Source organism: Paenibacillus sp. B-A-8, from assembly GCF_048572915.1.
Classification (GTDB): domain Bacteria; phylum Bacillota; class Bacilli; order Paenibacillales; family Paenibacillaceae; genus Paenibacillus_AQ.
In genome coordinates, this window is record NZ_CP183882.1 from 2560977 (window position 1) to 2587408 (window position 26432).

At 43.7% G+C, this 26432-nt stretch carries 16 protein-coding genes; 12 read left to right on the forward strand and 4 right to left on the reverse strand.

Annotated elements, in window-relative coordinates; genetic code table 11:
• The first annotated feature begins 144 nt into the window (after positions 1-144).
• From ACN6MV_RS11040 to ACN6MV_RS11055, 4 genes are all read left to right on the forward strand, one after another.
• Complete coding sequence (locus ACN6MV_RS11040; protein WP_419886351.1) at positions 145-2781, forward strand: adenosylcobalamin-dependent ribonucleoside-diphosphate reductase; 2637 nt, start codon at positions 145-147, stop codon at positions 2779-2781.
• A 347-nt stretch (positions 2782-3128) separates the two neighbouring features.
• Complete coding sequence (locus tag ACN6MV_RS11045) at positions 3129-3191, forward strand: tetracycline resistance efflux system leader peptide (RefSeq protein WP_410714733.1); 63 nt, start codon at positions 3129-3131, stop codon at positions 3189-3191.
• A 33-nt stretch (positions 3192-3224) separates the two neighbouring features.
• Positions 3225-4589 carry a Tet(L)/Tet(K)/Tet(45) family tetracycline efflux MFS transporter gene (gene tet, locus ACN6MV_RS11050; protein WP_419886352.1) on the forward strand — a complete coding sequence of 455 codons (1365 nt, stop codon included), beginning with the start codon at positions 3225-3227 and terminating at the stop codon, positions 4587-4589.
• 525 nt (positions 4590-5114) lie between these two features.
• Positions 5115-5489, forward strand: coding sequence for a hypothetical protein (locus ACN6MV_RS11055; RefSeq protein WP_149644002.1), 375 nt, complete (start codon positions 5115-5117; stop codon positions 5487-5489).
• 135 nt (positions 5490-5624) lie between these two features.
• Here ACN6MV_RS11055 and ACN6MV_RS11060 read toward each other — a convergent pair whose 3' ends face one another.
• Positions 5625-6023, reverse strand: a complete 399-nt coding sequence (locus tag ACN6MV_RS11060; protein WP_036689594.1) for a cytidine deaminase — start codon at positions 6021-6023, stop codon at positions 5625-5627.
• 266 nt (positions 6024-6289) lie between these two features.
• On the opposite strand from ACN6MV_RS11060, the gene ACN6MV_RS11065 reads away from it, so the two are divergent.
• Together ACN6MV_RS11065 and ACN6MV_RS11070 are read left to right on the forward strand one after the other, a co-directional pair.
• The gene (locus ACN6MV_RS11065; RefSeq protein ID WP_419886353.1) at positions 6290-7249 is read left to right on the forward strand and encodes a methylenetetrahydrofolate reductase; all 960 of its coding nucleotides are present in this window, start codon (positions 6290-6292) and stop codon (positions 7247-7249) included.
• A 327-nt stretch (positions 7250-7576) separates the two neighbouring features.
• Positions 7577-9565: a GTP-binding protein gene (locus tag ACN6MV_RS11070; protein ID WP_419886354.1), complete on the forward strand. Its 1989-nt coding sequence runs from the start codon at positions 7577-7579 to the stop codon at positions 9563-9565.
• Between the two features lie 194 nt (positions 9566-9759).
• On the opposite strand, the gene ACN6MV_RS11075 is transcribed toward ACN6MV_RS11070, so the two are convergent.
• The gene (locus ACN6MV_RS11075) at positions 9760-10098 is read right to left on the reverse strand and encodes a winged helix-turn-helix transcriptional regulator (RefSeq protein ID WP_419886355.1); all 339 of its coding nucleotides are present in this window, start codon (positions 10096-10098) and stop codon (positions 9760-9762) included.
• Between the two features lie 152 nt (positions 10099-10250).
• Between ACN6MV_RS11075 and ACN6MV_RS11080 the strand changes: the two genes are divergently transcribed.
• Positions 10251-11162, forward strand: coding sequence for a DsbA family oxidoreductase (locus ACN6MV_RS11080; RefSeq protein ID WP_419886356.1), 912 nt, complete (start codon positions 10251-10253; stop codon positions 11160-11162).
• A 719-nt stretch (positions 11163-11881) separates the two neighbouring features.
• Complete coding sequence (locus tag ACN6MV_RS11085) at positions 11882-12364, forward strand: DinB family protein (RefSeq protein ID WP_042126443.1); 483 nt, start codon at positions 11882-11884, stop codon at positions 12362-12364.
• A gap of 167 nt (positions 12365-12531) precedes the next feature.
• Here the strand turns inward: ACN6MV_RS11085 and ACN6MV_RS11090 are convergent, their stop codons facing one another.
• The gene (locus ACN6MV_RS11090; RefSeq protein ID WP_419886357.1) at positions 12532-14142 is read right to left on the reverse strand and encodes an AraC family transcriptional regulator; all 1611 of its coding nucleotides are present in this window, start codon (positions 14140-14142) and stop codon (positions 12532-12534) included.
• 30 nt (positions 14143-14172) lie between these two features.
• Positions 14173-16065 carry a histidine kinase gene (locus ACN6MV_RS11095; protein ID WP_419886358.1) on the reverse strand — a complete coding sequence of 631 codons (1893 nt, stop codon included), beginning with the start codon at positions 16063-16065 and terminating at the stop codon, positions 14173-14175.
• A gap of 237 nt (positions 16066-16302) precedes the next feature.
• Between ACN6MV_RS11095 and ACN6MV_RS11100 the strand changes: the two genes are divergently transcribed.
• From ACN6MV_RS11100 to ACN6MV_RS11115, 4 genes are all read left to right on the forward strand, one after another.
• The gene (locus tag ACN6MV_RS11100) at positions 16303-17646 is read left to right on the forward strand and encodes an ABC transporter substrate-binding protein (protein ID WP_042126446.1); all 1344 of its coding nucleotides are present in this window, start codon (positions 16303-16305) and stop codon (positions 17644-17646) included.
• A 101-nt stretch (positions 17647-17747) separates the two neighbouring features.
• Positions 17748-18686 (forward strand): carbohydrate ABC transporter permease, encoded by a 939-nt coding sequence (locus tag ACN6MV_RS11105; RefSeq protein WP_375102581.1) that lies wholly within the window; start codon positions 17748-17750, stop codon positions 18684-18686.
• 15 nt (positions 18687-18701) lie between these two features.
• Positions 18702-19541: a carbohydrate ABC transporter permease gene (locus tag ACN6MV_RS11110; RefSeq protein WP_081954054.1), complete on the forward strand. Its 840-nt coding sequence runs from the start codon at positions 18702-18704 to the stop codon at positions 19539-19541.
• Between the two features lie 126 nt (positions 19542-19667).
• Positions 19668-26336: an S-layer homology domain-containing protein gene (locus tag ACN6MV_RS11115; RefSeq protein ID WP_419886359.1), complete on the forward strand. Its 6669-nt coding sequence runs from the start codon at positions 19668-19670 to the stop codon at positions 26334-26336.
• The last annotated feature ends 96 nt before the right edge of the window (positions 26337-26432 follow it).

Below are 26432 nucleotides of genomic sequence, written 5' to 3' on the forward strand. Positions count from 1 at the left end.
GTATTTGTTATTGACAAGATGAACTTCCTACATACACCGGTAAGGCGGAAGATAAGTGTAAGGAAGTTTTTGTTGTGGGTCACAAACGTAAGCCCACACCTTGAACTGGAACTGATATTTACTACATTGCGGGAGGTTTTTCTATTGGGTAAAGTGGAACGTAAGCAACGCCTGGAAGGGCTAAGTGAAAAGATATTTTTGGATCGTTATGCTTGGAAGGATGCCGACAGCAATAATGCTAAGGTAGGCGATGTTGTACTCGTTCTAACAAAAGATGATCCGAAGTTTCCAACGAAGGAAGTCGGAGAGATCGTAGAACGTAGCGGCAGAATTGTAACTGTGAAGACGCGCAGCGGCGAACTTGTGAAATCAGATGTGGAGAAGCTGACGCTTAATATAGAAAAAACACCAGAGGAAATGTGGGATCGTCTATCCACAGCTATGGCTTCTGTGGAGAAGACACCTGAGCTTCAAGAAGAATGGGCAGGTAAATTTCGTTCGATTCTGGATGATTGGAAGCTCGTACCAGGCGGACGAATTGCGGCTGGTGCAGGTGCTAGTGAAGAACTAACCCTGTTCAACTGTTATGTAATTCCTTCTCCAAAAGATAGCCGTGGCGGCATTATGCAGACGTTGGCTGAAATGACAGAAATTATGGCTCGTGGTGGCGGTGTAGGGATTAACCTATCCTCTCTACGTCCACGCCGTGCAATTGTGAGAGGTGTTAATGGTTCTTCTAGTGGTTCTGTATCTTGGGGCGGTCTGTTTAGCTATACCACTGGACTAATTGAACAAGGCGGTAGCCGCCGTGGTGCACTTATGCTCATGATTAATGACTGGCATCCAGATGTGGAAGACTTCATTACCGTGAAGCAAACGATGGGTCAAGTTACGAATGCGAACCTTTCAGTATGTGTGAGCAATAGCTTTATGAAAGCTGTAAAAGAAAATCTAGATTGGGATTTGGTATTTCCTGATACAACAGACCCTGAGTATAACGATGTGTGGGATGGCGATCTCGACAAGTGGAAGGCTGCGGGCAAAAACGTTATTCATTATCGCACCGTTAAAGCACGTGATGTGTGGCGCACTATTATCGAATCCGCTTGGAAATCCGCAGAGCCGGGCGTTGTGTTCATGGAATACTACAATCAGATGTCCAACAGCTGGTATTTCAATCCGATCATTTGTACGAACCCATGTGGGGAGCAAGGATTGCCAGGCTGGGGTGTATGTAATTTGTCCGCTGTGAACCTGTCCAAGTTCTACGATGAGAAGAATCATGATGTAGACTGGGAAGACCTCGCGACTACGACGCGTTATTCCGTACGTTTCTTGGATAATGTCATTGATAAGACCCCTTATCATTTCCCAGAAAATGAAGCGAATCAAAAAAATGAACGCCGTGTGGGTCTCGGAACGATGGGTCTTGCTGAACTGATGATCAAATTGAACATTCGTTACGGTAGCCCGGAATCTTTGGCGTTTCTGGACAAGCTTTACGGCTTTATGGCTCGTGAAGCGTACCTTGCATCCGCAGAGATTGCTGGTGAGAAGGGTTCCTTCTTAGCTTTTGATACTGAGAAATATTTAATGAGCGGCTTTATGAAAAATATGCTCGAAGCGTATCCAGAGGTTGGCGAAGCGATTCGCAAACATGGCATGCGTAACGTTACAGTAATTACACAAGCACCTACAGGTAGCACAGGTACAATGGTAGGCACTTCAACAGGTATTGAGCCTTATTTCGCCTTCAAATATTTCCGTCAAAGTCGTCTTGGTTATGATGAGCAATTCGTTCCAATCGCTCAAGAATGGCTTGAAGCTCATCCTGGTGAAGAGCTGCCAGAATATTTCGTGACTTCGATGGATTTGTCGGCTAAGGATCATATTCGTGCGCAAGCAGCAATTCAACGCTGGGTGGATAGCTCCATCTCGAAAACAGCTAACTGCCCGTCTGACTTCACAGTAGAAGAGACGGCTGAGCTATATGAAATGGCCTTCGATTTGGGCTGTAAAGGCGTTACGATCTACCGTGATGGTAGCCGTGATGTGCAAGTTCTGCAAACCTCTAAGAAGGAAGATACAGCAGAAGAGGTTGCTCCAGCTGTTGAAGTTGCAACCACTCCTGAAGCAAGTGTTGTAGCGGTAAGCCCAGCGCCTCAAGTGACGACGAAAGAGCTGGATAAACAATACAAGAAACGTCCGCAGGTTCTGCGCGGCGCAACTTATAAGATCAACACACCTTTTGGTATGGCGTATATAACGATTAATGATCTAGATGGCACACCGGCTGAAATCTTCCTGAATGTAGGTAAAGCAGGTTCTGATGTCTTCGCGATGGCTGAAGCACTAGGTCGTGTCTGCTCCTTGTTCCTCCGTTATGGAGATCATGGTGAGAAGGTAGAACTGTTGATCAAACATCTGAAAGGCATCGGCGGATCAGGCGCTATCGGCTTCGGTGCGAACCGCGTGGAATCTATTGCTGATGCTGTAGCCAAAGCACTAGAAACTCACGTGCTGAATAACACTCAGGATGAACATGTACCTGCACCTATCGCAGCGACTTTGGAGCTGGAGGATTTCAATGAAGCGTTGAACGCGGAGTTGAAAGCGAGTGTTCCTGTGGCAACATCTACCGATGATAGTCATGGTGGACATGGCGCGCATAACCACGCTTCTGCTTCCCGTGATCTTTGCCCATCTTGCGGCGGCGCTTCGCTGATTAATATTGAGGGATGTAAGACTTGCGGGAACTGTGGGTATAGTCGTTGTGGGTAAACGATAGAGCCAATAAATGTTATATGGGAAATGTGATGGATCATGAAAGCCGCAAAAACGGCTGCAAATGTTGATAGAAATGACTCATTGAAAATGAGAAATCATTAAAATTACGTGAACGGCTTTATTTGTCGATCAAATACAACCAAACATAACAAATATAATCTTTAGTTTGTTATCTTCAGTCGCTATATACGCACTAGAGCTTCATTATATAGAAAGCTATCAGGAGGGAACAAATAAATATTTTCTTATTCCATATAGGGCCAGATTGTTATATTGTGAAAACTGCAATCCTGAAACTATATGTGATAAAATATACGAAACATATTAAGGAGGAGTTATTTATGAAGTGCAATAAATATAACTGGGGACAATCTAAAGAGGGAAGCGTATCAATGACCCTATAAACTACGTATGCCCCTCATTTTGGAGGGTAGCAATTGAATTCATCTTATTCACAGTCAATTTTTCGCCATAATCAAATTTTATTGTGGCTTTGTGTTCTTTCTTTTTTCAGCGTATTAAATGAAATGGTTTTGAACGTCTCATTACCTGATATCGCCAATGAATTTAATAAAGCACCCGCAAGTACAAACTGGGTAAATACAGCATTCATATTAACCTTTTCCATAGGAACAGCTGTATATGGCAAGTTATCAGATCAGATGGGCATCAAAAACCTACTTCTATTTGGGATTATAGTGAATTGCTTCGGATCGGTCATTGGGTTTATTGGACATTCTTTCTTTCCCATACTTATTTTGGCTCGGTTTATTCAGGGGGCTGGTGCGGCTGCATTTCCAGCACTTGTGATGGTTGTTGTTGCCCGCTATATTCCAAAAAAAAATAGGGGTAAAGCGTTTGGCCTTATCGGATCCATCATAGCAATGGGAGAAGGTGTCGGACCAGCTATCGGTGGGATGATTGCTCATTATATCCATTGGTCTTATTCACTGCTTCTTCCAACTGTGACGATTATCACTGTCCCTTTCCTTATAAAGATATTGAAAAAGGAAGAGACAATGAAAGGCTCTTTTGATATTGTAGGAATTATATTTATGTCTATAGGTATTGTATTTTTCATGCTGTTTACGACATCTTATACCATTTCCTTTCTTATCATCAGCTTTCTTTCTTTTCTGATATTTGTTAAACATATTATGAAAGTATCTAACCCTTTTGTTGATCCTGCACTGGGGAAAAATGCTTCATTTATGATAGGAATCATTTGTGGAGGACTTATATTTGGTACTGTAGCAGGATTTGTCTCTATGGTCCCTTATATGATGAAGGATGTTTATCAATTAAGTACTGCAGCAATTGGAAGTTGGATTATTTTCCCCGGAACGATCAGTGTCATTATTTTCGGTTACATTGGAGGATTACTTGTTGATAGGAAAGGTCATTTATTTGTGTTAACCATTGGGGTTGCATTTCTTTCCATCAGCTATTTAATTGCTGGCTTTTTTATGGGAGCAACACCATGGCTCATGACAATTATATTAGTTTTTGTTTTTGGAGGACTTTCTTTTACGAAAACAGTTATATCCACCATTGTTTCGAATAGTTTGAAACAAAAGGAAACTGGTTCTGGGATGAGCTTGCTTAATTTCACAAGCTTTCTGTCAGAAGGGACGGGTATTGCAATTGTAGGTGGCTTATTATCGACAAGTTTACTGGATCGAAGGCTGCTTCCTATAAACGCTGATCAATCCACCTATTTGTACAGCAATATGCTATTTCTTTTTGCAGGAATCATCGTCATTAGTTGGCTGGTCACTATGAGGGTATATAAACGTTCATGAGGAATTTCTAAAATGGGCAGAGGAATCATTTTGATCAAACTTCAAAATGATTCCTTTTTTTGTAGAATGAAGACAATACTCAACCCCTGAAAATTTATATGCACCATTTATATAATAAAGGAACCCATTTGATGAATAAGTAACAAGCAATAATAAAAATAGCTATAATGAAGATTCGACAAAATTAGGTGAATTATGCGTGTATATACTCCAATGGTGGATTTCTCAACTTCATTGATTCATTTTAGATTTGTTGAGTGACATTTAAGTCTGGTTCGCAAGTTTGATGAGACAAAAAGCTTGCTTATCAAGGAATTTCGTAGCATAAATTTGCAGTATTCATGATCCATCACAGAAAACTAGAAATGTGACTATGCATAGCTACTAAAAGCAAGCGATCATCGAGAGGAAGTGTTAACCTTTTATCTCAATGGATCGCTTGTTTTTTTATTATTGATGATGTTATAAGAAACAAAAGCAACAAGAATCAAAAATTATAGATAATCATTGAGAGGTTTTAACTATATGAGTTTGATAATTAGTGTAATTCAAAAGGGGAGTATAATTGTAGATACTAATTTTTTGGAGGAGCAGGTACCCGCACCACATAATAATTTGTTTGGTTTCGAATCATGCAGAAAAACTCTCTGGGGAAATGATTTAATTAGTGAACTCGGATGTGAGTTAATATATTCTTTAAAAAATACGAATATTTTTGCATTTGATGAAGGAATAGAAAAACTGGAAAGTGAATTCCTTATTTTGCTTGATAATTTAGATACTATAGAACTACATACAGACTATGATAAAGAATTTATTGAATTTAGGGTAAGAAATGCTTTGGAAATGATAAAGGTAGTACTTAAAGAAAAAGATAAGGTTGGAATTGCGATTTGGTAAGTCACAACGTATTTACGCGGAATGTTTGGTCTGTGAACTCTGTGTTCTGACTAAGCTTTTTAACACAAAAAACACGCGTACTTGTCTAACAAAGGTACGCGTGTTTTTGTTATTCCACTACGAGAGGAATTATTTTTACATATCTAAATTTTTGAATGCATAAGGCAATAAATCCCTTAAACTCAGCTCTAAGATTTCTTTTTTCTCATTGGTTAAATAGACAGGCATGTCGGGCAAACAGAATTCCGATAATACTTGTCTGCAGATACTGCATGGCGGCAGAAAATCCATTGTGTCACCTGCTACAGCTATAGCCTGAAAATCACCTTTAGTATAGCCCTTTGTAATAGCTGTGAAGATTGCTGTTCTCTCTGCACAATTAGTAGCACCAAAAGATACATTTTCTACATTTACTCCATTAATAACATTTCCATCTTTAAGTAATAAGGCTGCTCCAACTGGAAATTTAGAATAAGGGGCATAAGCAGCTTTCTTTGTGTTACGTGCGCTTTCCATCAATTCTTCTTTATTCATAATACTCACCCTTTTTAAATAAGAATGAACCTTTCGGTCCCCTTATCGCCAACTTTAAGGTTGGCAGGACTTCTAATATTATAGTCAGACCAAATGGTTGTCAACATTAAGATCTAGAAGCTCCGCCTCCATGATGTACTACTCGATAAGTTCCAATAGGGAATCATAGCCTTAAGATATAACTAGATATAGTAAATATAAGTTATACATATTAAGCCTGCCATGGTAGCCTTAATTTATAAGAGACGAGTAGAGGAGTTTTTAATTTGGGAGCCGCAGAGAACACATTTAAACAAAAAATATTGAGCAAGAAACCTGGTATTTTAACATATGGGATGACACCACCGAAGGCAAGCCATTCACCAGAAAAGATATCAGAAATTGCACAGAAACAGGTTGAAAGACTTAAAAACGTTGATTTAGATGCTTTAATTCTTTACGACGTCCAGGAGGAAGCAGAAAGAGTTGATCATGAAAGACCTTACCCATACTTACCAACGATTGATCCGGCTATCTATGGTGATAAATATCTAAGACAAGTGGAGGTCCCGAAAATAATTTATCGGTGTGTCGGTAATGATACAAGAGCTTCGTTCGCGGATTGGATTAAGACTGACGAAAGTGAAGACAGATTTTCCGTGTATGTGGGCGCTTCGTCAAGTAAGCAAGAGGTGAAATTAAATTTACCAGATGCTTATAAGCTAAGCAAACAGTTAAATAGTAATTTGAATTTTGGAGGAGTTGTCATTCCTGAAAGACATATAAAAAAGAATGATGAGCATACACGGGTTGTCGAAAAGATTAACAATGGATGCAACTTTTTTATCACTCAGGCAACTTATAATGTAGAGGCATCAAAGAATTTATTGTCTGATTTATATTATTACTATACAAATCAGGGTTTTGAAATGGTTCCTATTTTATTTAATCTTGCACCATGTGGCACAGCGAAAACATTACAATTTATGAAATGGTTGGGGATCAGTATCCCGGGATGGTTAGAAAACGAGTTGAAATACTCGAACGACATTTTGGATAAATCAATTCAGCTATCTCAAAAAATATTTGAAGAACTATTTGAGTTCGGGCTGGAGAAGGGAATTCCAATCGGATGCAGCATTGAAAGTGTTTCAACAACTAAGTTGGAAATTGAAGCATCCATACAGCTTGCTAAAGATGTAAAGGCATTTCTAGATAAAAAGCTGTTGAGTCTAGAAAGTAGATGATTTATTGTTTTAAGGAGATTAGAAATATTAACGTTATCGCATTGAATAAACTACTAATGAAGAGCTTTCATTGAGCCGGTAATCCTTTCTGTTAAGGGTTACCGGTTTTTTATAAGTTAATAGGGACATGATCATCATCTCAATAGCTTGTCTAGTGTCTTTCTTGCATTATTGTAGCTAAATCCTTCATCGAGGATGGTTACGTCATTGGATAATATGGATCTTCGGGCGTTACCGCATGCTGTCGGTGGTGAGAGATTCTGTACAAGCTACTAGATTTCGGCTACGATTCTTATATAACAGATTGATTGAATGGATGGTAGAAATATGTATTGTAAACTGTCAGAAGCATCACCAATCACCATCGGACTGCTAGCACATGTTGATGCCGGCAAAACCACCTTCGCAGAGCAGCTCCTATACCATGCTTCCGGAATTAAGACTCGGGGGAGAGTCGATCATCAGGATGCCTTTTTGGATAGTCATGAGATGGAGCGGGCACGGGGGATAACGATTTTTGCTGACCAGGCGGTGATGAAATATAACGAACAATCGTATCAACTCATTGACACACCGGGGCATGTCGATTTTTCAGCTGAGATGGAGCGCGCTTTACAGGTCATGGATTATGCGGTAGTCATCTTAAGTGCTGTGGAGGGCATTGAAGGGCATACCGAGACGGTCTGGCAATTGCTACAGGAATATGGCATACCCACTTTTATATTTATTAACAAAATAGATCGTACAGGTGCTGACGTCCAGCGTGTGCTAAAAGCGTTAAGGCAGCAATTTTCGCCGGATATGTTGTATTTGGCAAAAGGTCTAGATCAGAGCATGCTGCCTGAAGAGGTCATTACCGCCGTTGCTGAGCGAGATGAAGCCTTGATGGAGGCATATCTCGAAGACAACATTTATCCTGGGCAGGTATTGGCTACGCTGAAACAAATGGTTAAAGAACGTGTGGTTTTTCCCGTTATGAGTGGAGCAGCTCTATTGGATCAGGGGATTGCGGAATGGATGCAGACGATGCAACTACTAATGGAATCGACTTATGAAGTAAACGCAGTATTTGGGGCACGAGTATATAAGGTGCGTCATGAGCTACAAGGCACGCGACTGACTTTTATGAAGATTTTAGCTGGAAAATTACGGGTACGGGAGGATATCTGCTATAGCACTTCAGAACATGAAGAGTTAAGCCAGAAAATCACTTCTATTCGTATCTATCATGGGGGGAAATATACTTCATGCGATGAAGCCTCCGCGGGACAGCTTGTTGCCGTTACGGGCCTAACCGATGCGGCCATTGGACTGGGTATAGGTAATCATTCAGATCAAGTAGAATCCCGTCTTGTGTCAGCATTGAAATCCAAAGTTGTATTCAATTTGGGGATATCATCCAGAGAAGTGCTACGCTATTTCATGATCCTGCAAGCCGAAGACCCTACGCTGCAAGTGACATGGGAGGACAAGCTGGAGGAGATTCATGTTCATGTGATGGGAATGATCCAGCTAGAGGTACTTCAGCAGGTGGTGTTAGACCGTTTCCAGCTCAAGGTAACGTTCTCAAAGCCAGAGATATTATACAAAGAGACGATCGCAGAGACTGTGATTGGCTGTGGGCATTTCGAACCTCTTAAGCATTATGCAGAGGTGCATCTCCGGCTTGCGCCTGCGAAACGTGGTGAGGGAATTACATATCGCAGTACATGCCATGTTGAGCAGCTCAGCACAGGGTATCAGCATCTCGTCGGTCAGCATTTACTTGAAAAGGACCATCGTGGAGTTCTTACCGGCTCTCCCGTCACCGATCTGCATGTAACGCTTTTAACCGGGGCAGCGCATCAGAAGCACACTCATGGCGGTGATTTTCGGGAGGCAACACTTCGGGCACTGCGGCAGGGATTGGAGCAAGCGAACACTATTCTACTGGAACCCTATTATCAATTCAAAATCAAAATCGATGCAGAGCTTATCGGACGCGTAATGTCTGATATACAGCTTGCCCATGGTGAATTTGACCCGCCAGAAATGCTAGGTGAATCCATGCTTATTCAGGGACGTGCGCCTGTCGCGACGTTCATGCATTATGCAGTAGAACTTGCTTCATTCACGAAGGGCAAAGGAGCAATCTCGATGAAGTTAGGCGGTTATCAGCCATGTCATAACCCAGAACAGGTCATCGCAAGGATTGGATACGACCGCAGCGCTGATCCTGAGTACACCTCCAGCTCTATGTTCTGTGCAAAGGGAGCGGGATATAGCGTTCCTTGGGATGAAGCGCCTTCGTATATGCATTTGAAGATTCAGGAATAGAAGTGAGAGAGACAGGTATTGCCGCAGACCTTGTGGCATACAGCAGCCGATTACGCGAAGCAGCATCTCTAGGAGTACTTATCTCACCCGGAGGTTGAGCGTATCGTTGTCATTAAGTTAGTCATTTCGAAACATCATGAAAAAAAGTGCACAAACCAATCACGGTTTGTGCACTTTTTTCATGAGAAAGCAGTCTAGGAATTATCCTTCACCCCAATATTTCTTTGTCCCCATTCAACAACGGATTCAATTAAAGGCACTAATTCTTTTCCAGATGAAGTCAGAGAATACTCAACTCTTGGTGGCACTTCGTTATACTGCTCCCGATGAATGATTCCATATTCTATAAGATCCCTCAGTGAGTTGGTTAAGGTAGTTCCTGTTATTCCATGCAGTCTTCTTTTTAACTCGTTATAGCGTATGTTGTCGTTCTCACTAAGAATGGCTAGGATCGGGAGGTTCCACTTTCCGCTGATTACATGGAATGCGAAGGTTGCAGGACATAATTGACCAAGTCTAAATTCGTATTTCATACATAACTCCTGTCCAATAGTATTATAAAAGATACTTAGTATTAAAAATAAACGTACTTGTTTGAATTTGTATTGGTATTATAATACTCCCATACAAAGAACTTCTACAAGAGGGCACTTTCTTTGATTCTCCAGTGAAAGGTGATTTATATATGAATAATTCAAATATGATGTGTGACCTTAAAACCGGTGTCTGTGGGCCAGGGGATGAAGAGCAAATGGAAATGATCGACTTTAATCTACAGTCCCCCAAAATCACACTTTACTATGCAACAGATCCGATCTGTTCCCACTGTTGGGCGCTTGAGCCGGTACTCAATCGTTTTATTCTGCAGTATGGTCAATATTTTAACGTGAAGACGATTATGGGTGGTTTGCTTTCTAGCTGGCATGGTTTTGCAGATGTCTCCAATGGCATTCAACAGCCTTCAGATGTTGCGGAGCATTGGAGAGAAGTCGGTTTACATTCACGTATGCCTATCGATGGTTCTTTGTGGAAAAACAATCCGATCCTTTCTTCGTACCCGCCATCTAGAGTATACAAGGTTATACAAAATACATTTCCAGGTAAAGAAAATGAGTTTTTGCGTCAGGCAAGAGAAGCTGTATTCGCCTTCAATCAGAATATTGGAGAGGAGCAAACATTAGTTGATATAGTCAACAACATTGGACTAAATGGCGAAAAAATAGTGGCGGATGCTGCTCTTGGATCGGCACAAGATTTGTTAGAGCAGGATTTTGAGTTAGCAGGCAGACTTGGTGTACGTGGATTTCCAACTATTATCATGGTGAATGAAGAGAATAAAGGTGTTAAAATTGTGGGGGCACGATCATTAGAAGCCTATGTCGACGGACTTCAACAAGTTTACAATGGAGATGTAAAGGCTGAAAATGTTCCACCTCTCTCTGAACTTATCAAGGAAGGAAACATTTTGTTCTCCAAGGAAATTGAAGTGTTGTATGATATTGAATCTAGTGATATGGAGTCATTTATAGCCACGGAAATGATAGAGGGGTCATACAGTATTAAGCGGGTTTTAGGTGAATCATACGTAGTATCTTAATTATAATGAAAGAAGCCAGTAACCCAAATTACTTTGGGTTTACTGGCTTCTTTGGCATTTGCGAGGTGGATCTGAGATCGCAAGTGATGATCTGGAGAAACCGCTTGGACGTCCAGCTACTCCGGTAAAAGAAGCAATCCAACTAATTGTTAGCGATTTATCCCAAACCGAAAAATAAGCTATTACAACATAAAAAATAGAATTTGATAAACGAAATAAGAGGAGGAAATAATGGAAAATGATAAATTAAATATCGGAATTATCTTGGGAAGCGCCCGTCAACAAGCTAATTTGAATGGGAAGGTGTTCGAGATTAAGCAGACCGGATATGGTAGAAGGCGTTCATGATCTCTTGCGGACGGGCTTAACTCATTTAGCTTTCAGCTTAGGCAGTAAGGAACAAGTCGATCTGCTGATCAAGCAATTGGGTTACCCCTATTCACCCATTCGTTGCCTCCGAGCGTAGACAAATGCTTGATCAAAATGGTAATACCGCGTCTTTATGTTATGCTAAGCCTAGATTTTAGATGAAATAGAGACCGTTAGGAGGGCGTTATATTATGCGAAAATCATGTATACTCCCAAAGCCCTCTTTTTCTCAAGTTAATTGAAAAATATGATGGTCCTTTAGAGAATTTGTAACAGGCCCTGTGACAGGGTATAATTTATTTGATATAACTAAGTAATCGTTGCTTAACGACTAATAAAGGGGATTTCAAATGTACAGAACAGTTCAAGATTTTCTAGGTGACTGGGCAAGCGCTTCTGCAGGGACGATTCGCGTTCTTGAATCGCTTACCGATGATAAATTAGATCAGGTAATTGTTGAAGGTCACAACTCATTGGGATGGTTAGGTTGGCATTTGGCGACCTGTCCGATGTTCTTTGGTGGTCAGGTAGGTTTAACGCTTACTCCAGTAGGCAATCCGAAGGAAGTTCCGGCTCATGCGGCTGTGATTGTTGAAGCTTATAAGAATATTGCGGCTAATATTGCTTCTGAGGTAGAGAAGTTGACGGACGAGCAAATGGTTGAGAGTGTTCAGACCTTTGCTGGATTAACGCCTCGTGGTGCTATGCTTAGATCTCTGATCGATCATCAGACACATCATCGTGGTCAAATGACAGTTCTCTTACGTCAAGCAGGTCTTCGTGTACCTGGCGTAATTGGTCCTACTAGAGAAGAACAAGCTCAAATGAAATAGTTATTGGTACTTTTCCCTAATGATAGATTGGCGACTAGGGAGGGTACTACGAAAAAATCTCGTTTCCCAGACGTTTGTCTTGGAAACGAGATTTTTTGTTGTGGATGTAGTTCTATCTATTATTGCTAAAGAATACAACTGCTTTTTGGCGGGGACGGTGATCTCTGTTAGCCTGCTTCAATCTGGTGCATATATTCTCTGGGAGAGATCCCCGTTATTTTCTTGAAAACCTTACTGAAATAGAAGGCACTCTCATAACCGAGTTTTTGTGAAATTTCATAAATACGACCTTCTCCTCGTGCCATCATTTCCTTGGCAGCAGTGATTTTGGTCTCCGTGATATATTCCACATAATTGACTTTAGCGACTTTGGAGAACAGATGGCTTAAATAGTTTGGACTGAAATTGAAGACATCGGCCACTTGATTCAGTGAAAGCTTAGTGTCGAGATTTCTTTTGATATATTCCTGGACATTTTTGACGATTTGTTCTTTATAGCTTTGTCTTCGACTTGAGAGAATTTCCGAACAACCGTCACGGAACTGAATCAACCAGCCGGCGATTTCTTCAATTGTATGCATCTGATAGATGGCCCGGTAGCCTTCCGGCTCATTTTCGAAGATATGCTCAACAATGTTTTCTCCATCTGCTAGTAGCGAAGTGGCCATATATAGAATATTGCAGGCGGCATCGGTGGCGGGTACCAATAAGTCGGGGCGGTCTTCAAAGATTTCAATCATTTTGGAGATGATGGTGTACAAAGCTAGAGTATCTAATTCCTCAAATGCACGGCGGATTTCCGAACGGGATTCGGAGAAATCAAACAACGGATGCTCCTGCTCTAGATGCTCACTCTCAGCAAAAAAAACAAAGGACCGTTCTTTCACAGCAACCGGCAATGCCTTTCGTGCTGCAAGGTAGCTCTCCCGCAGCAAATAAGGCTCCTCGACCGCAAACCCTATGGCACCAATAATCGTTACATTGAAATAATTATGTAGTACGGATGCCATGTCGGTAAGTTGCTTCTCAATGGCAGACATCCAGTGACTAGGATTGACTCCGGGGACAGGCAGAGCAACGGCGAAATTGCGCAAGTCAAGACTGGTTACATAGCAAGGATTGATAGAGGCAAGTGTATCCTTTGCCAATTGTACTGTGCTTGAGCATAAAGCGACCAGCTTATCCCCACGGGGCGGGACGGTGTCCGGACCCAGAATCCGGCAGGTACAGACCAGGTAGGCGGGCTCGGAAAAGTCTAACGCCAGATCCTCTTTCTGCAGGAGATACTGGTTCTTATTCTCGAACAGGTTGTTGAACAGGCGAATGAAAAACTTATCACGCTGCGCCTGAAGATTCCCGCGGTGAACAAGCTTAGGGTAGCTTTCCATCGTCTGGTAACTCTCAAGAAAAGAAATCGCCTTTCGAATGGATTCGGACAGCGCTTCCGGAGTAAGTTCCAGCTTTACTAGATAATCCGTGGCTTGCACCTCTATGGCTCCGCGTGCATATTGAAACTCTTCATAACTAGTCAACATAATGAACAACGGAAGTCGACCATATTTTTGGCGTATTGAAGCGGCAACTTCTAGACCGCTCTTTATCGGCATTTTGATATCGCTGATTACGATGTCCGGGCGGAGCATGTCAATCATTTCTTCTTCTTGGGCACCGTTGTGCGCGATACCGACAATCTCTATATTATACTGCTCCCATTTCAGCATAGACTGCAAGCCGATGCAGACTAGAGCTTCGTCGTCGGCGATTAATAATTTTATCAATTTGACCACATCCTTGATAGATTTGCCAATCTACTCTTTTTGTATAAATGGCAGAAGAATTTTCATTAAGGTATATTGGCCCACTTCACTCTCAATCGAAAGACCGTAATTCTCCCCAAAAGCTAGCCGCAAACGCTCATCTACACTACGGAGTCCAACGTTCTCGAACACGCCCTTAGTTCCATCCTCTGGAGCACACAGAATGGTGGAGATTTGTTCTTCCTTCATGCCTACACCGTTGTCTTCAATCGTAACCAGGATATCGGCAAAGCCACTTTTTTTCACTGTGATGAGAATATCTCCTCTGCCTTTGGGCTCGATGCCATGGAAGATAGCATTCTCAACCAGAGGCTGGAGTGTGAAGCGGGGAATCAGCCCGGAGAGCAGTTCTTCATCTTCTATTTCCTTCACCATCGAGACCGTACTGCCATACCGGTATTTCTGAATCAGAAAATAATCATCGAGCAGGCTTAACTCATCTCGCAGTGGCATCAGCCTCCGGTTGTCTTTGGCGATGCTGCGCAGCAGTCTGGAGAGTGAGGTAGTCATTTCAGCAATGCCGGTAGCATTCTGAATGGTAGCCATCCATTTGATTGAATTCAGTGTGTTGTACAAAAAGTGGGGATTGATCTGACTCTGCAGCATCCGGTACTCTAGCTCCTGTTTCTGCTTCTCATCAGCGAGTCGGCTGTCCATGAGCGCAACAATGTCCTGAGACAGACGGTTGATGCCCCGTCCGACATCACCTAGTTCACTTTTCCATTCAATATTACGGTCCAGCAAGAAATTGCCCTGGGCTATCTTATCTATTCGCTTCTTTAATTTTTCTACCGGAAGACTAATAGTGCGAGTTAAGTACAAGGTAATAATGCCGCTTAAGACGATAACGAGTAAACAAACGCCGAGCATTACTAGAATCCATATATTCGCTTTGGGAGCGAACTGATCATTGGATAAGGTCTGCGACAGAATCACTCCACTGCGCACGGGATAAGAGACCACGATTTGACTTTCTTCATTCTCCAGCTTGATCATGGACAGCTCGGTTTGTGGGCCGACAGGCTTATCATCAGTATAGGCTATAGGTTCATACGGTGTAGTCATCGCAGTTACTTTATCGCCAATGAGTTGATAATGATGATTGCCTAGCGTCAGCAGCATTCGGGAGTTCTTTGGCAGGGAATAACCCTTCAGCTTGTCGGTAATTAAGGAAGTATTGGCGAGTAAGTAGACCGTTCCAATTCGGGCAGCCCCATCTCCGTAAATAGGTAGAACAAAAGGAATTCCATTAGTGGTGGAGAGGGGGTCTTTAATCACTTGTTCCCACTGCTCAACAGCATCTTTATTTAGTCCGGGAATTTGACCGATATTGTGTACAGTAAGCGGAATTGAAGTACTGACGGAATTATCCACCTGCAGGAACTTTCCGTTGTTGCCCGTAACAATCAAGCGGCGGACATAGCTATTAGAGCGATTGATCCGAAAATCCTCCTGCATGGAGTTAAAGGCATTAACAGCATCCTTGGCGCTTGCTTTTGGAGAAACAAAATAATCAGTGAGTAATGTATTAGTGGACGAGTTGGTGCTGTTGGTCATCGCCAAAGAGGACAGATTAATCAAATCTTGTTCAATAATATGTGAAACTAGCTGTAGGTTGAACTCGGTCGCCTGGATGGTCGTTTTACGCTGATAATAGGTAATTAATTCATAGCTGAAAAAGGACAGCAGAGCGGCTATCAACAGCGCAAATAGGGTCATGATCAGAATAATACGGCTCTTAATGGTTGATTTTCTTACCGTTGTGAACACTCCTCTACAAAAAGCGGGGAAATATAAAGCGTTTTCAAAAATATCTTTCAATTCATGCATGTTTAAAGTTAATCTTCTATTTATAATATGCTTAACTGGTTTATCGATATCCATATTAACACCTTAGCATATTCCTGCAATTCCATACAGTGGAAGACAGAGGAGCTGAGAATTTTACATGTTTTAAATAGGATTTTACAGGTTTGAAGCGAGGAGGAAGAGAAGAACAAAGAAAAGTGAATGAACTGAGTTTGAAAATACATGCCATTCCAGAGAGGAAAGTCTTAAACTTTGAAATAGATCGGATGAGCCGATCCGTGTAAACAATCAGAAGGAAAAGGGGATTTTCAAATGAAATTAAAAAGATTCTATGGCATGACTTTAGCCACAATACTTTCCCTAAGTGCGCTAGCCGGATGTTCCGGTAATAACAACAACGAAGGCAGTGCAGCAACAGCTGCTCCAGAAACGAGTAATTCTGCAAGCGCTTCCGCTGATCCGAAGCAAGAGCCTGTGACCTTGAAATGGGCACTGTGGGATTGGGAAGCCACTGCATACTATCAGCCGTTGATCGATGCCTATAAAGCTGAGCATCCAAATGTAACGATTGACTATGTGGATCTCGGTTCCACTGACTACATGACAATGCTGAGTACACAGTTGTCCGGCGGTGCAGATCTGGATGTCCTTACGATTAAAGATATTCCTGGCTACTCTAACCTCGTGAAACAAAATCACTTAGAGCCGCTTAAGGGCTTCATGGGAGACCAGAACATTGATCCATCCTTATACGGCGGTACTGTAGAACAGATCGAAGTGAACGATGAAGTGTATGCGCTTCCTTTCCGCAGTGATTTCTGGATCGTCTACTACAACAAGGATTTGTTCGACAAGGCAGGAGTGGAGTATCCGAGCAACGATATGACATTCGACCAATATGATGAACTTGCTAGAAAAATGACCTCCGGCAGTGGTGCTGAAAAAGTATACGGAGCCCACTACCACACTTGGCGGAGCGCAGTTCAATTGTTCGGTATTCTGGATGGCAAGAATAATGTTGTTGGCGGCAACTACGATTTCCTGAAGCCAACCTATGAACGGATCTTGAAAGAACAGGAAGACGGTATCGTTATGGATTACGCTACACTGAAGACTTCAAGTACGCATTACTCCGGAGTATTCTATAACAATTCCGTTGCGATGATGAACATGGGTAGCTGGTTTATCGCGACTCAAATTGAAAAGGTGAAGAGCGGCGAGTCCCAATCAACCAACTGGGGAATTGTGAAATATCCTCACCCGGATGGTGTGGAAGCCGGTACAACCCTGGGTACAATTACTTCTCTGGCAGTAAATCAGAAATCCAAAAATAAAGAAGCGGCACTTGATTTCATGAACTTTGTGACGGGTGAAAAAGGTGCTAAAGTCATTGCTTCCACCGGAACTATTCCAGCGATTAAAAACGATGAAGTTATCAATTCCATAACATCCATCGACGGTTTTCCTACGGATGAGAACAGCAAAGCGGCACTGACTACTGTTCAGACGTATTTGGAGATGCCAATGCATGAAAAGAGTGCAGACATTGAAGTCATTCTTAACGAAGCCCACGATAATATTATGACCAAAAACGCTTCGATCGACGAAGGTCTGAAGGATATGAATACTCGCGTACAGCAGCTCTTGAATAATTAATCTTAAGAGACTCGGTGAATTCTAAGGGCGGGTGAAAGCCCGCCTTTTATAGCAGACAGTATAGATTTGCTCGAAGCTTTAGAAGGTTTGGAGGAGAAAGAATGCAGAACGAAACCATATTGGGGACAAAAAAGATCCCTAAACGTCATTTGTCAAAAAGTGTCCGGGAAAACCTGGTAGCTTACAGCTTCATTGCGCCGAACTTTATCGGATTTGCCGTGTTTACACTGGTACCCATGTTTTTTGCCTTTATCCTTGCTTTTGTGAAATGGGACGGGGCCAATCCAATGAAGTTTATTGGGCTGGACAATTTCACCCGGCTCATCAAAGATATAACATTTCATAAAGCGTTATGGAATACCATTGTCTACACCATCGGTGTTGTACCGTTCACTATGATTGTAGCGCTAGCACTAGCGATTCTACTTAATCAGAAGATAATGGCTCGTAATTTCATGAGAACCGTATTCTTTTTCCCTTATGTAGCCTCCTTAGTAGCTGTTGCTGCTGTATGGAACTTTATCTTCAGCCCTACGATGGGGCCGGTCAACAATATTCTACATACCCTTACCGGTATTCCGCTGGAGGATCTTCCCCGCTGGGCGGCGGATAAACACTGGGCAATGTTCACAGTAATACTGTTCACCGTGTGGAAAAACATGGGTTATTACATGGTCATTTACTTGGCAGGTCTTCAGGGGATTAACCCTGAATTGTATGAGGCTGCTGAGCTAGATGGGGCCAACGCCTGGAGAAGATTCCGTAATGTGACGGTTCCTCAGCTAGCGCCAACCTCCTTCTTTGTTCTGATGATTTTGGTCATCAATTCGTTCAAAGTCTACGATATCTTTATCAACCTATTTGCCGGCGCTGATAACCAGTTGAACGATTCTACAAGAGTTATGGTTTATCAAATCTACAATACGGCGTTCCGTTCGCTTGATTACGGATATGCCAGCGCCATGGCCATTGTATTGTTTCTGCTGGTACTTGGCATCACCATCGTCCAGTTCCGCGGCGAGAAGAAATACGGACAATAGGAGGATTCAAAAGATATGGTGGGTACAAATAAAGGAATTAGAATCGGCACGATGGTGCTAGTGTATATTTTGTTGTTTGCGACAGTGCTCTGCATGCTTGTTCCTTATATATGGATGTTGTCTTCTTCCCTCAAGCTGAACAAGGATGTGTTCTCGTTCCCGATGCAATGGATTCCGGCGAATCCGCGCTGGGAGAATTTCGTGGATATTTGGACCCGTATTCCACTGGATCGATTTATTTATAACACGGCGAAATTATCAATTATCGTAACGATTTTGCAGCTGTTGACTTCAAGCTTTGCTGCCTATGCATTCTCCAAATTGCATTTCAGAGGGAAGAATGTTTTGTTCCTTGGATATATCGCTACGATTGCAATTCCTTGGCAGGCTTATATGGTGCCGCAATTTATCTTGATGCGTTACATGGGACTTAACAATACCCATTTAGCAATCATTCTGCTACAGGCATTCTCGGCTTTTGGAGTATTTCTGATGCGTCAGTTCTATCAAGGAGTCCCAGATGAATTATGCGAGGCGGCACGAATCGATGGCTTGAGCGAATATGGGATTTGGGCGAGAATCATGTTGCCACTATCCAAGCCGGCCTTGTCTACATTGACGATTTTTACCTTTGTTGCTACATGGAACGATTTCTTGGGGCCAATGATTTATTTGACGGATACGAAACTCAAGACCATTCAAATAGGACTAAGAATGTTCATCTCGCAATATTCGGCCGAGTATGGACTGATTATGGCGGCAAGTGTGGTTTCTATTATCCCGGTAGTAATTGTTTTCCTGGCTTTGCAAAAATACTTTGTGCAAGGTGTTGCAGCATCTGGTATTAAAGGCTAGAAAGTATGGAATCTGGCAGTTGCAGTCATCGCATGCTGCCAGTTTTTTTTTAGCTTATTAATAAAATGAATGCGCTTTCTTTATGTATTGCCGAGAGGCGATTTATAGCAAAAGGAGGATTAAAGAATGAACAGAAAACACACCGTTAGAAAAAAACTGTTCTCAATGATGATGACCTCTGCACTTGTAGTTGGAATGTTTCCGGCACTCCAAATGCCGTCTGTATCTGCAGCTACCGTGGATAATTTCTTTGCAGCCGCCTATATGGGGGCGAAGACATCTTCTGGCACTACCTTGCCTGCTAGCATAGACATTGGAGGCCAGTCTGAGACAGTGAAATGGAATATTGGTGAAGATACCTTTGCCGTTCCTTATGACACAGTGACAGTCACGGGTACAGCGAATGGTGTGCCGGTTGTTGCCAGTGTAGAAGTTATTCCATCATCAAGCAATCCATTGATTTACTTTGTAGACAGCGGCAGGGGAGGCGATTCCGTAGGGAATGGTCCTACTACTTCGCCGCTGTACGAAGCAGTCAAAACGTTGTCCGGCAGCACTTTGCTCAACCAGTTACCGGATCAGAAATATGTCAGCGGAAAGACGGCCTGGGGATTTGATGATTCCATAAACAAGGTGAAGAACTCCAAAGACGGAGGACTTACCGACCCTGCTACTGATCCATCCATATGGACAGTAGGACTTCGTGCCGACCCTGCTAGCAATCATATCGTTTACAAATTAAAAGCGCCTGAAGCAGGGACCTATACACTCAGTAGTGGTTTCCATGATTGGTATGGCAACCGCACTCGGGTAATACAGCCTCAGATTGAGTATAAGGATACAAATGGAGCAACAAAGACGCTCTCGTTTGCACCATTTAATACCAGTGTGACACAGCTTATTTCCGGTGAATTCACGATTCCCAGTGATATCGACGCTAGTAGCCCCATGACATTGACCTATGCCTATGTCTCCGGTGAGAAGCCTATCTTGAGCTGGTTCGCCGTTGCCAAGGGAGGGATTCAGAAAGAGATCGAAGATACTCGGCAGACTGCAGCTTCTATGGTCAAGGTTCTGCTCGACGGCAACGATATTAAAGCGGACAACGTCAACGGCCTCACGTTTAAGGGATTTGGCGTACTAAGTGCCAACAGCACCAGTGCCCTGTTGATGGATTATAAGGCTGAGCATCCGGAAGCTTACGCAGAAATGCTGCGGATTCTGTTCGGAGGAGATCATCCCATTATGACGCATGTAAAGATCGAGATGGGCAATGACCGCAACAACTCTACCGGTCCGGACCCGGCTACAATGCGTACGGCCGATGAAGAGGCCAATGTCACACGGCATCCCGGCTTCCAGCTTGCGGCAGACGCCAAGGCTATGAATCCGGATCTTAAAGTGAGCATCCTGCGATGGAGTGCTCCGGCCTGGGCAAGCAATAACGATAAAATCTATACCTGGTATAAAAATACCATACTAGCCGCTTACCGTGAGTATGGCTATATGGTTGACTACGTCAATCCCCATATCAACGAGCATTCGCCGGATTTGGCGTGGACCAAACAGTATGCTGAACTTGTTAAAACAGATAACGAAGGTTTTGTAAGTCCAGAAGAGCAAGCGCACTATAACCAGATCAAGGTTGTGATTTCTGATGAAGTCGGGATCGGATCCTTCGGCGGCAGTTTGGTAAGCGACGCATCTCTAAGGGATGCCGCTCCGATCGCCGGATATCACTATAACACTGACGACGACAGCGCAGGCAATTTCAAAAAGCTCGCAGAACAATATGATATTGAAGTATGGAACAGTGAGGCACAGTCAACCTTCAGTAACTCCGCCTTCCGTCCCAACAATAATGTGAAAGATCCTACAGTGGAAGGAACCGGCATCGGCGGTGTTGGAAGTCCGCTGGAGATGAGCAATACGATTATTAAAGGATTCGTCAATTCCCGCCGGACACACTTTATTTATCAGCCGGCCATCGGCTCCTTTTACGAAGGCGGACAATATTCGTTTAAGGAACTACTTAGCATGCGTGATCCGTGGTCGGGATGGATTCATTATGATGCAGGCCTTGGTGTTTTGCAGCATTACAGCTGGTTCGCCAATGTAGGTTGGGAGAACGAGGATAATACTGCAGGGATTTGGAGAGCAGTCCCTAAAGCTAGTTCCACGGGTGCGACAGGTACAAACCCTGTCAGCGGACGCAACGGCACTCCTAGCTATATGACGCTTGCTGCACCTGACAGAAGCGATTTTTCAACCGTTATCGTGAACGATAGCGAATATGCCAAAACCTATAAGCTTCAGACGGTAAATATGAACTTTGTGGGTAATCCCTCATTGGAAGTATGGGAGACTCGTGCGGCAGACGCGGGTGAAGCTTTCAACAGCAATTATATGAAATATCTCGGGGATGTCGCTGTTGATGGCAGCGGGGTTTATACCATTCATGTCAAACCCTATTCGACAGTGACTATGACCACTCTGAAGAACAAGGACAATGAGGCGTATCAAACACCGTTACCAGTAGAAGGCGACCGCATCGTGCTCGATACCGACGCCACAGGGAGGATTCAAAATACAGCGGACAATATCCTGTATGCCGATGATTTTGACTACTCCAATCAATCCGTTGTGAAGATCGGGGCAGGTGGGCAGAGTGCGGGTACCCAAAGCTATATAGAATCCCGCGGCGGCTCTAAAAGTGTGATACCACGCTATACGCACGACCGCAACGGTGCATTCGAGGCGTATCTCCCGGACGGGTCTGACAACTATGTTCTGCGCCAACAGCTGGATACGGGAATTATGGGGCTGGGTGGCACTTGGAACGGTGGAGATCCCGTAACGGCAATCGGTGATAACCGATGGACGAACTACAAGGCCAGTGTTGATGTTTCGTTCGAGACGAACAATACACAGGGCGGAGCCAATTATGCTGCGATTGGTGCACGATATCAAGGAGGTGGCAGCTCTCACACTATAAACGGCACACCATATGTGCTGAAATTCTGGTTTGACGGAGGCTGGCAGCTTCTGGTCAATAATAATGCAGTGGCGAGCGGCAATGTAGTGAGCGGTTCCGGTGGAGTAAAGCTGGACGGATTTAACGCCGCATATGACACTTGGCATAACATAGCTATTCAGGTTGCGGGCGACAAAGTGACTGCTTATCTGGACGGTGTGAAACTGGCCTCTTATACTGATCCGAACCCTGAATTATCTGGTCGGGTAGATTTAGCCAGTGGATACTATCATGTTCGCTTCGATAATTTAAAAGTTGAGACGGTTGACGGCTATGCACCATACTATTCCGAATTACTGGATAATCTTGAGATGTTTGACCTAGCTGCTACACCGGGTCCTAAACTGAAATACAGTGGGTCGTGGAGTCATCAAAACGGCGCAGGCATGTATATTTACCAACGTTCCCTCTCTACTACTCAAGGTGCAAATGCTACGATGGAATATTCTTTTGAAGGCACGGGGCTAGATATTCTGGGACCGAATAATGGATCGGCTAAGCTAGAAGTGACCGTTGATGATGAAATTGTCATGCTGTCAGCCGATACCATGGCTTCTAAAGAACTCTACCAAACGTACACCCTTCGCGGACTTAAATATGGACAGCATAACGTTCAGATTAAGGTGTTAAGCGGCACATTGGTTGTGGACGCTGTAGCAGTAGTATCCGGTGAGGTAAAGGGAGCTGTGGATACAGCTGCACTACAAGCAGCGGTAACAGCATCAAAAGAAATTAATAAACTGGATGAATATTCTGAGAGAGATTGGCTGCTTTTTGCAACCGCACAGAACGCCGCACAGGAAGCATTGGAGAATGCTGCTGACTACAGGCTGGATCAAGAAGGAGCTATACATCTTGCGGGACGTCTGATCTCTGCTCAGAACCAATTGACTACAGGGGATGTACGGGAGCTTATTGCTCCTCAGGATATGGCTACTGCTGTCGGTAAACTGCCGAATCTTCCTGATAAGCTGGAGGCTACTCGTGAAGATGGATCCAAATTGTTTGTGTCCGTGAAATGGAATGTAGACGCAGTTAGCTTTAACACACCGTATGAAAGGGTAGCTGTAACTGGCACTTACGGCAATCTAAAAACCATGGCTTATGTAGAAGTGGTACCAGAAGGTCTCGTATACTTTTTGGATCTCGGTGTCTCAGGGGATGTTGTCACACCACCTTATACGGTGATCAAAAATTTCGCGGGCGATAGTCTTTTAAATAGTACAGCGGATCAGCTGTCAACAGGTACAGTGTGGGGCCATACCAATACAGGAGCAAATTATAATCTGAAAGGGCTCGGAGGTGCCGTGGTTATCACGGATAAAACTCAGACAGGTGTTTACAGTTCGAATACAAAGAACACACCTCTGATCTATACCCTCCTATTAAATGCAGGAAAGTACACGATTACATCGTTCCATCGGGACTGGTGGAATATGAGTAACCGCACGATGGATATTACGCTTAGTTATACTGATGCTGAGGGAAAGACGGTGAACGAAACGGTTAAGACCGGTGTACTCGCAGGTCCTAATGGCATCATGATCAACCACGACTTTACGCTACCTGTGAGCGGTATCGTAAAATATTCGATAAACAACACAAATAGTCAGGCATCTGTGATTAGTTACTTAGCGGTGGCGAAGGACAGGGCCAGCATTGCCAATGAGCAGGCTGTAAACGAGGCTAAGAGCATTATAGAAGGTGCTGCATACAGCGTGCAGAAGGAAACCGCTAACAGCGAGGACGGAGTCCGGACTTGGTTGCTCCAAACAATGAACGGCTTAATCGGGTTCAGTGGTACGGGGGTTACGATGGGGGATATCACTCTATCTTCGTTCCAGGAAGCTACTGATGACACGGCCGGCAGCTTCAGCTTCACAGTATCACTGAACAAGGGTGAGGCTAAGGCAGAAGCTGCGGCCAGCGGAACGATAAAGCTACCGGAGCCAGATATGACGCAGCCAGAGATTACTTTGATAGGTGAAGCCATAGTCAATCTGCAGATCGGTTCTGAATATACGGATGCCGGAGCCACTGCGTATGACGACCAAGACGGTGACATCACAGATCGCATCTCCACAACGGTCAGCAGTGAAGTGTATGGTTTGACCGAGTTAGATACAAGGAAAGCGGATATCTACACCTTCCATTACAATGTCAGCGATGCTGCAGGCAATTCTGCTGCGGAAGTCACCCGCAAAGTAATCGTATCGGAAGATCCGGATGTACTGAAGCCGGTCATTACACTGCTTGGTGAGTCAACTGTTCAACTGGACAATGGCGCAAGTTATACAGATGCCGGAGCCACAGCAGCAGATGAGCGTGATGGTGACATTAGCGAACGAATTGTGGCGACAATTACGAAGGATGGAAATCGTACTGAGACGATAGATACCCTATCGGCGGGTACTTATATTTATCATTATAATGTTAGCGATTCCGCGGGAAATATGGCCGTTGAAGTCACAAGAACAGTTACAGTGGGAGAAGCACAGCAACCGCCGACTTCAACACCAACGGTAGAACCAACACCGACAGTTGAGCCAACGGCAAATCCGACACCCACACCTACACCTGTAGTAACCTCAGGGCCAGTGTCAACAACGGCACCGACAGCAGTGGTATCGCCGACACCAACGCCGTTGCCGCAGACCACGAGGATTCTTAATAGTGACGATTTCTCAGCTCCGGTTGGAAGAGTAATAACGGTTCAGCTCACTGAAGGTACGGATTCCGTATTATTACCTGAGGGATTATTAGATATCACAGGAGTGAGCAATCTGCGTCTCGTGTGGAATACATTTGCTATCCATCTGACCCCAGAAGCGCTGAAGAGTATCCAGGAAAAAGCTGCTGGAGGTCAAACGGAAGGAGCACGAATTAAGCTCTCCGCTGTGAAGGTATCAAGAGCTGCCTTAGAACAACTTATGAATAATCCGGCTGTCAACGGTTCAGTTCAGTTAACTGCTGCTAGTGACGTAATTAACTTCAGCCTGGAAGTTATTAGTGCAGGCGGCACTGCCGTACAGGTAACCCATTTTGACAAGCCACTGACGCTTACCTTTACCGTAGATTCGAATGCTAATTCCGGTTTGCAAGGCATCTACTATATAGCGGCGAACGGAGCTCTTGAACTTATGGGTGGAACGCTAGCTGACGGAAAATGGAGTGCGGAAATAAAGCATTTCAGCCAGTTTGCGGTTCTAGAGTATGACAAGATATTCTCGGATGTCAGTGAAGATAGCTGGGCTAGGGATGTTATTAAGACAATGGCGGCAAAACATATTATCCAAGGTATTTCTGATACCGAGTTTAATCCGCAGGGGAACGTGACAAGAGCACAATTCGCGGCCATGATTGCAAGAGCGTTAGGCTTAGAGGCAGGAAGTCATTCAACGTTTGTTGATGTGGATTCCAAAGCTTGGTATGCCGAAGCCGTTGCAGCTGTAAGCGAAGCTGGCATAGTGCTCGGTCGCAGTTCGGATACATTCGCACCGGACAACAGCATCACCCGCGAGGAAATGACTGTAATGATCGTTAGGGCTTATGAATTTTCACAAGGCATCAAAATGAATGATATTTCTGAGAGCTCGTTCAGTGATTATTCCCAGATTCATGACTGGGCACAGAAATCAGCCAGTTTCGCCGAGCAGGCGGGGCTCATAAAGGGACGCGGAAATAAGCAATTCGCACCTCAAGAGGGGATGACCCGTGCTGAAAGTGCGCAAGTGATCGCCAATCTGCTGAGACATTTGTAAGCTGTTTTTCCATGAACCTGGCAGCTGCATTTAGCGGCTGTCAGGTTTTTTATAAGTTCAGAGAAGGGATTAGAATTGCGAGGCGAAGATTAGTAG

Coding starts and splice junctions, on each gene's coding strand:
- ACN6MV_RS11055 (WP_149644002.1), top strand. CDS start 5,115: ATGAGTTTGATAATTAGTGTAATTCAAAAGGGGAGTATAATTGTAGAT.
- ACN6MV_RS11060 (WP_036689594.1), bottom strand. CDS start 6,023: ATGAATAAAGAAGAATTGATGGAAAGCGCACGTAACACAAAGAAAGCT.
- ACN6MV_RS11070 (WP_419886354.1), top strand. CDS start 7,577: ATGTATTGTAAACTGTCAGAAGCATCACCAATCACCATCGGACTGCTA.
- ACN6MV_RS11075 (WP_419886355.1), bottom strand. CDS start 10,098: ATGAAATACGAATTTAGACTTGGTCAATTATGTCCTGCAACCTTCGCA.
- ACN6MV_RS11080 (WP_419886356.1), top strand. CDS start 10,251: ATGAATAATTCAAATATGATGTGTGACCTTAAAACCGGTGTCTGTGGG.
- ACN6MV_RS11085 (WP_042126443.1), top strand. CDS start 11,882: ATGTACAGAACAGTTCAAGATTTTCTAGGTGACTGGGCAAGCGCTTCT.
- ACN6MV_RS11095 (WP_419886358.1), bottom strand. CDS start 16,065: ATGGATATCGATAAACCAGTTAAGCATATTATAAATAGAAGATTAACT.
- ACN6MV_RS11100 (WP_042126446.1), top strand. CDS start 16,303: ATGAAATTAAAAAGATTCTATGGCATGACTTTAGCCACAATACTTTCC.
- ACN6MV_RS11105 (WP_375102581.1), top strand. CDS start 17,748: ATGCAGAACGAAACCATATTGGGGACAAAAAAGATCCCTAAACGTCAT.
- ACN6MV_RS11110 (WP_081954054.1), top strand. CDS start 18,702: ATGGTGGGTACAAATAAAGGAATTAGAATCGGCACGATGGTGCTAGTG.
- ACN6MV_RS11115 (WP_419886359.1), top strand. CDS start 19,668: ATGAACAGAAAACACACCGTTAGAAAAAAACTGTTCTCAATGATGATG.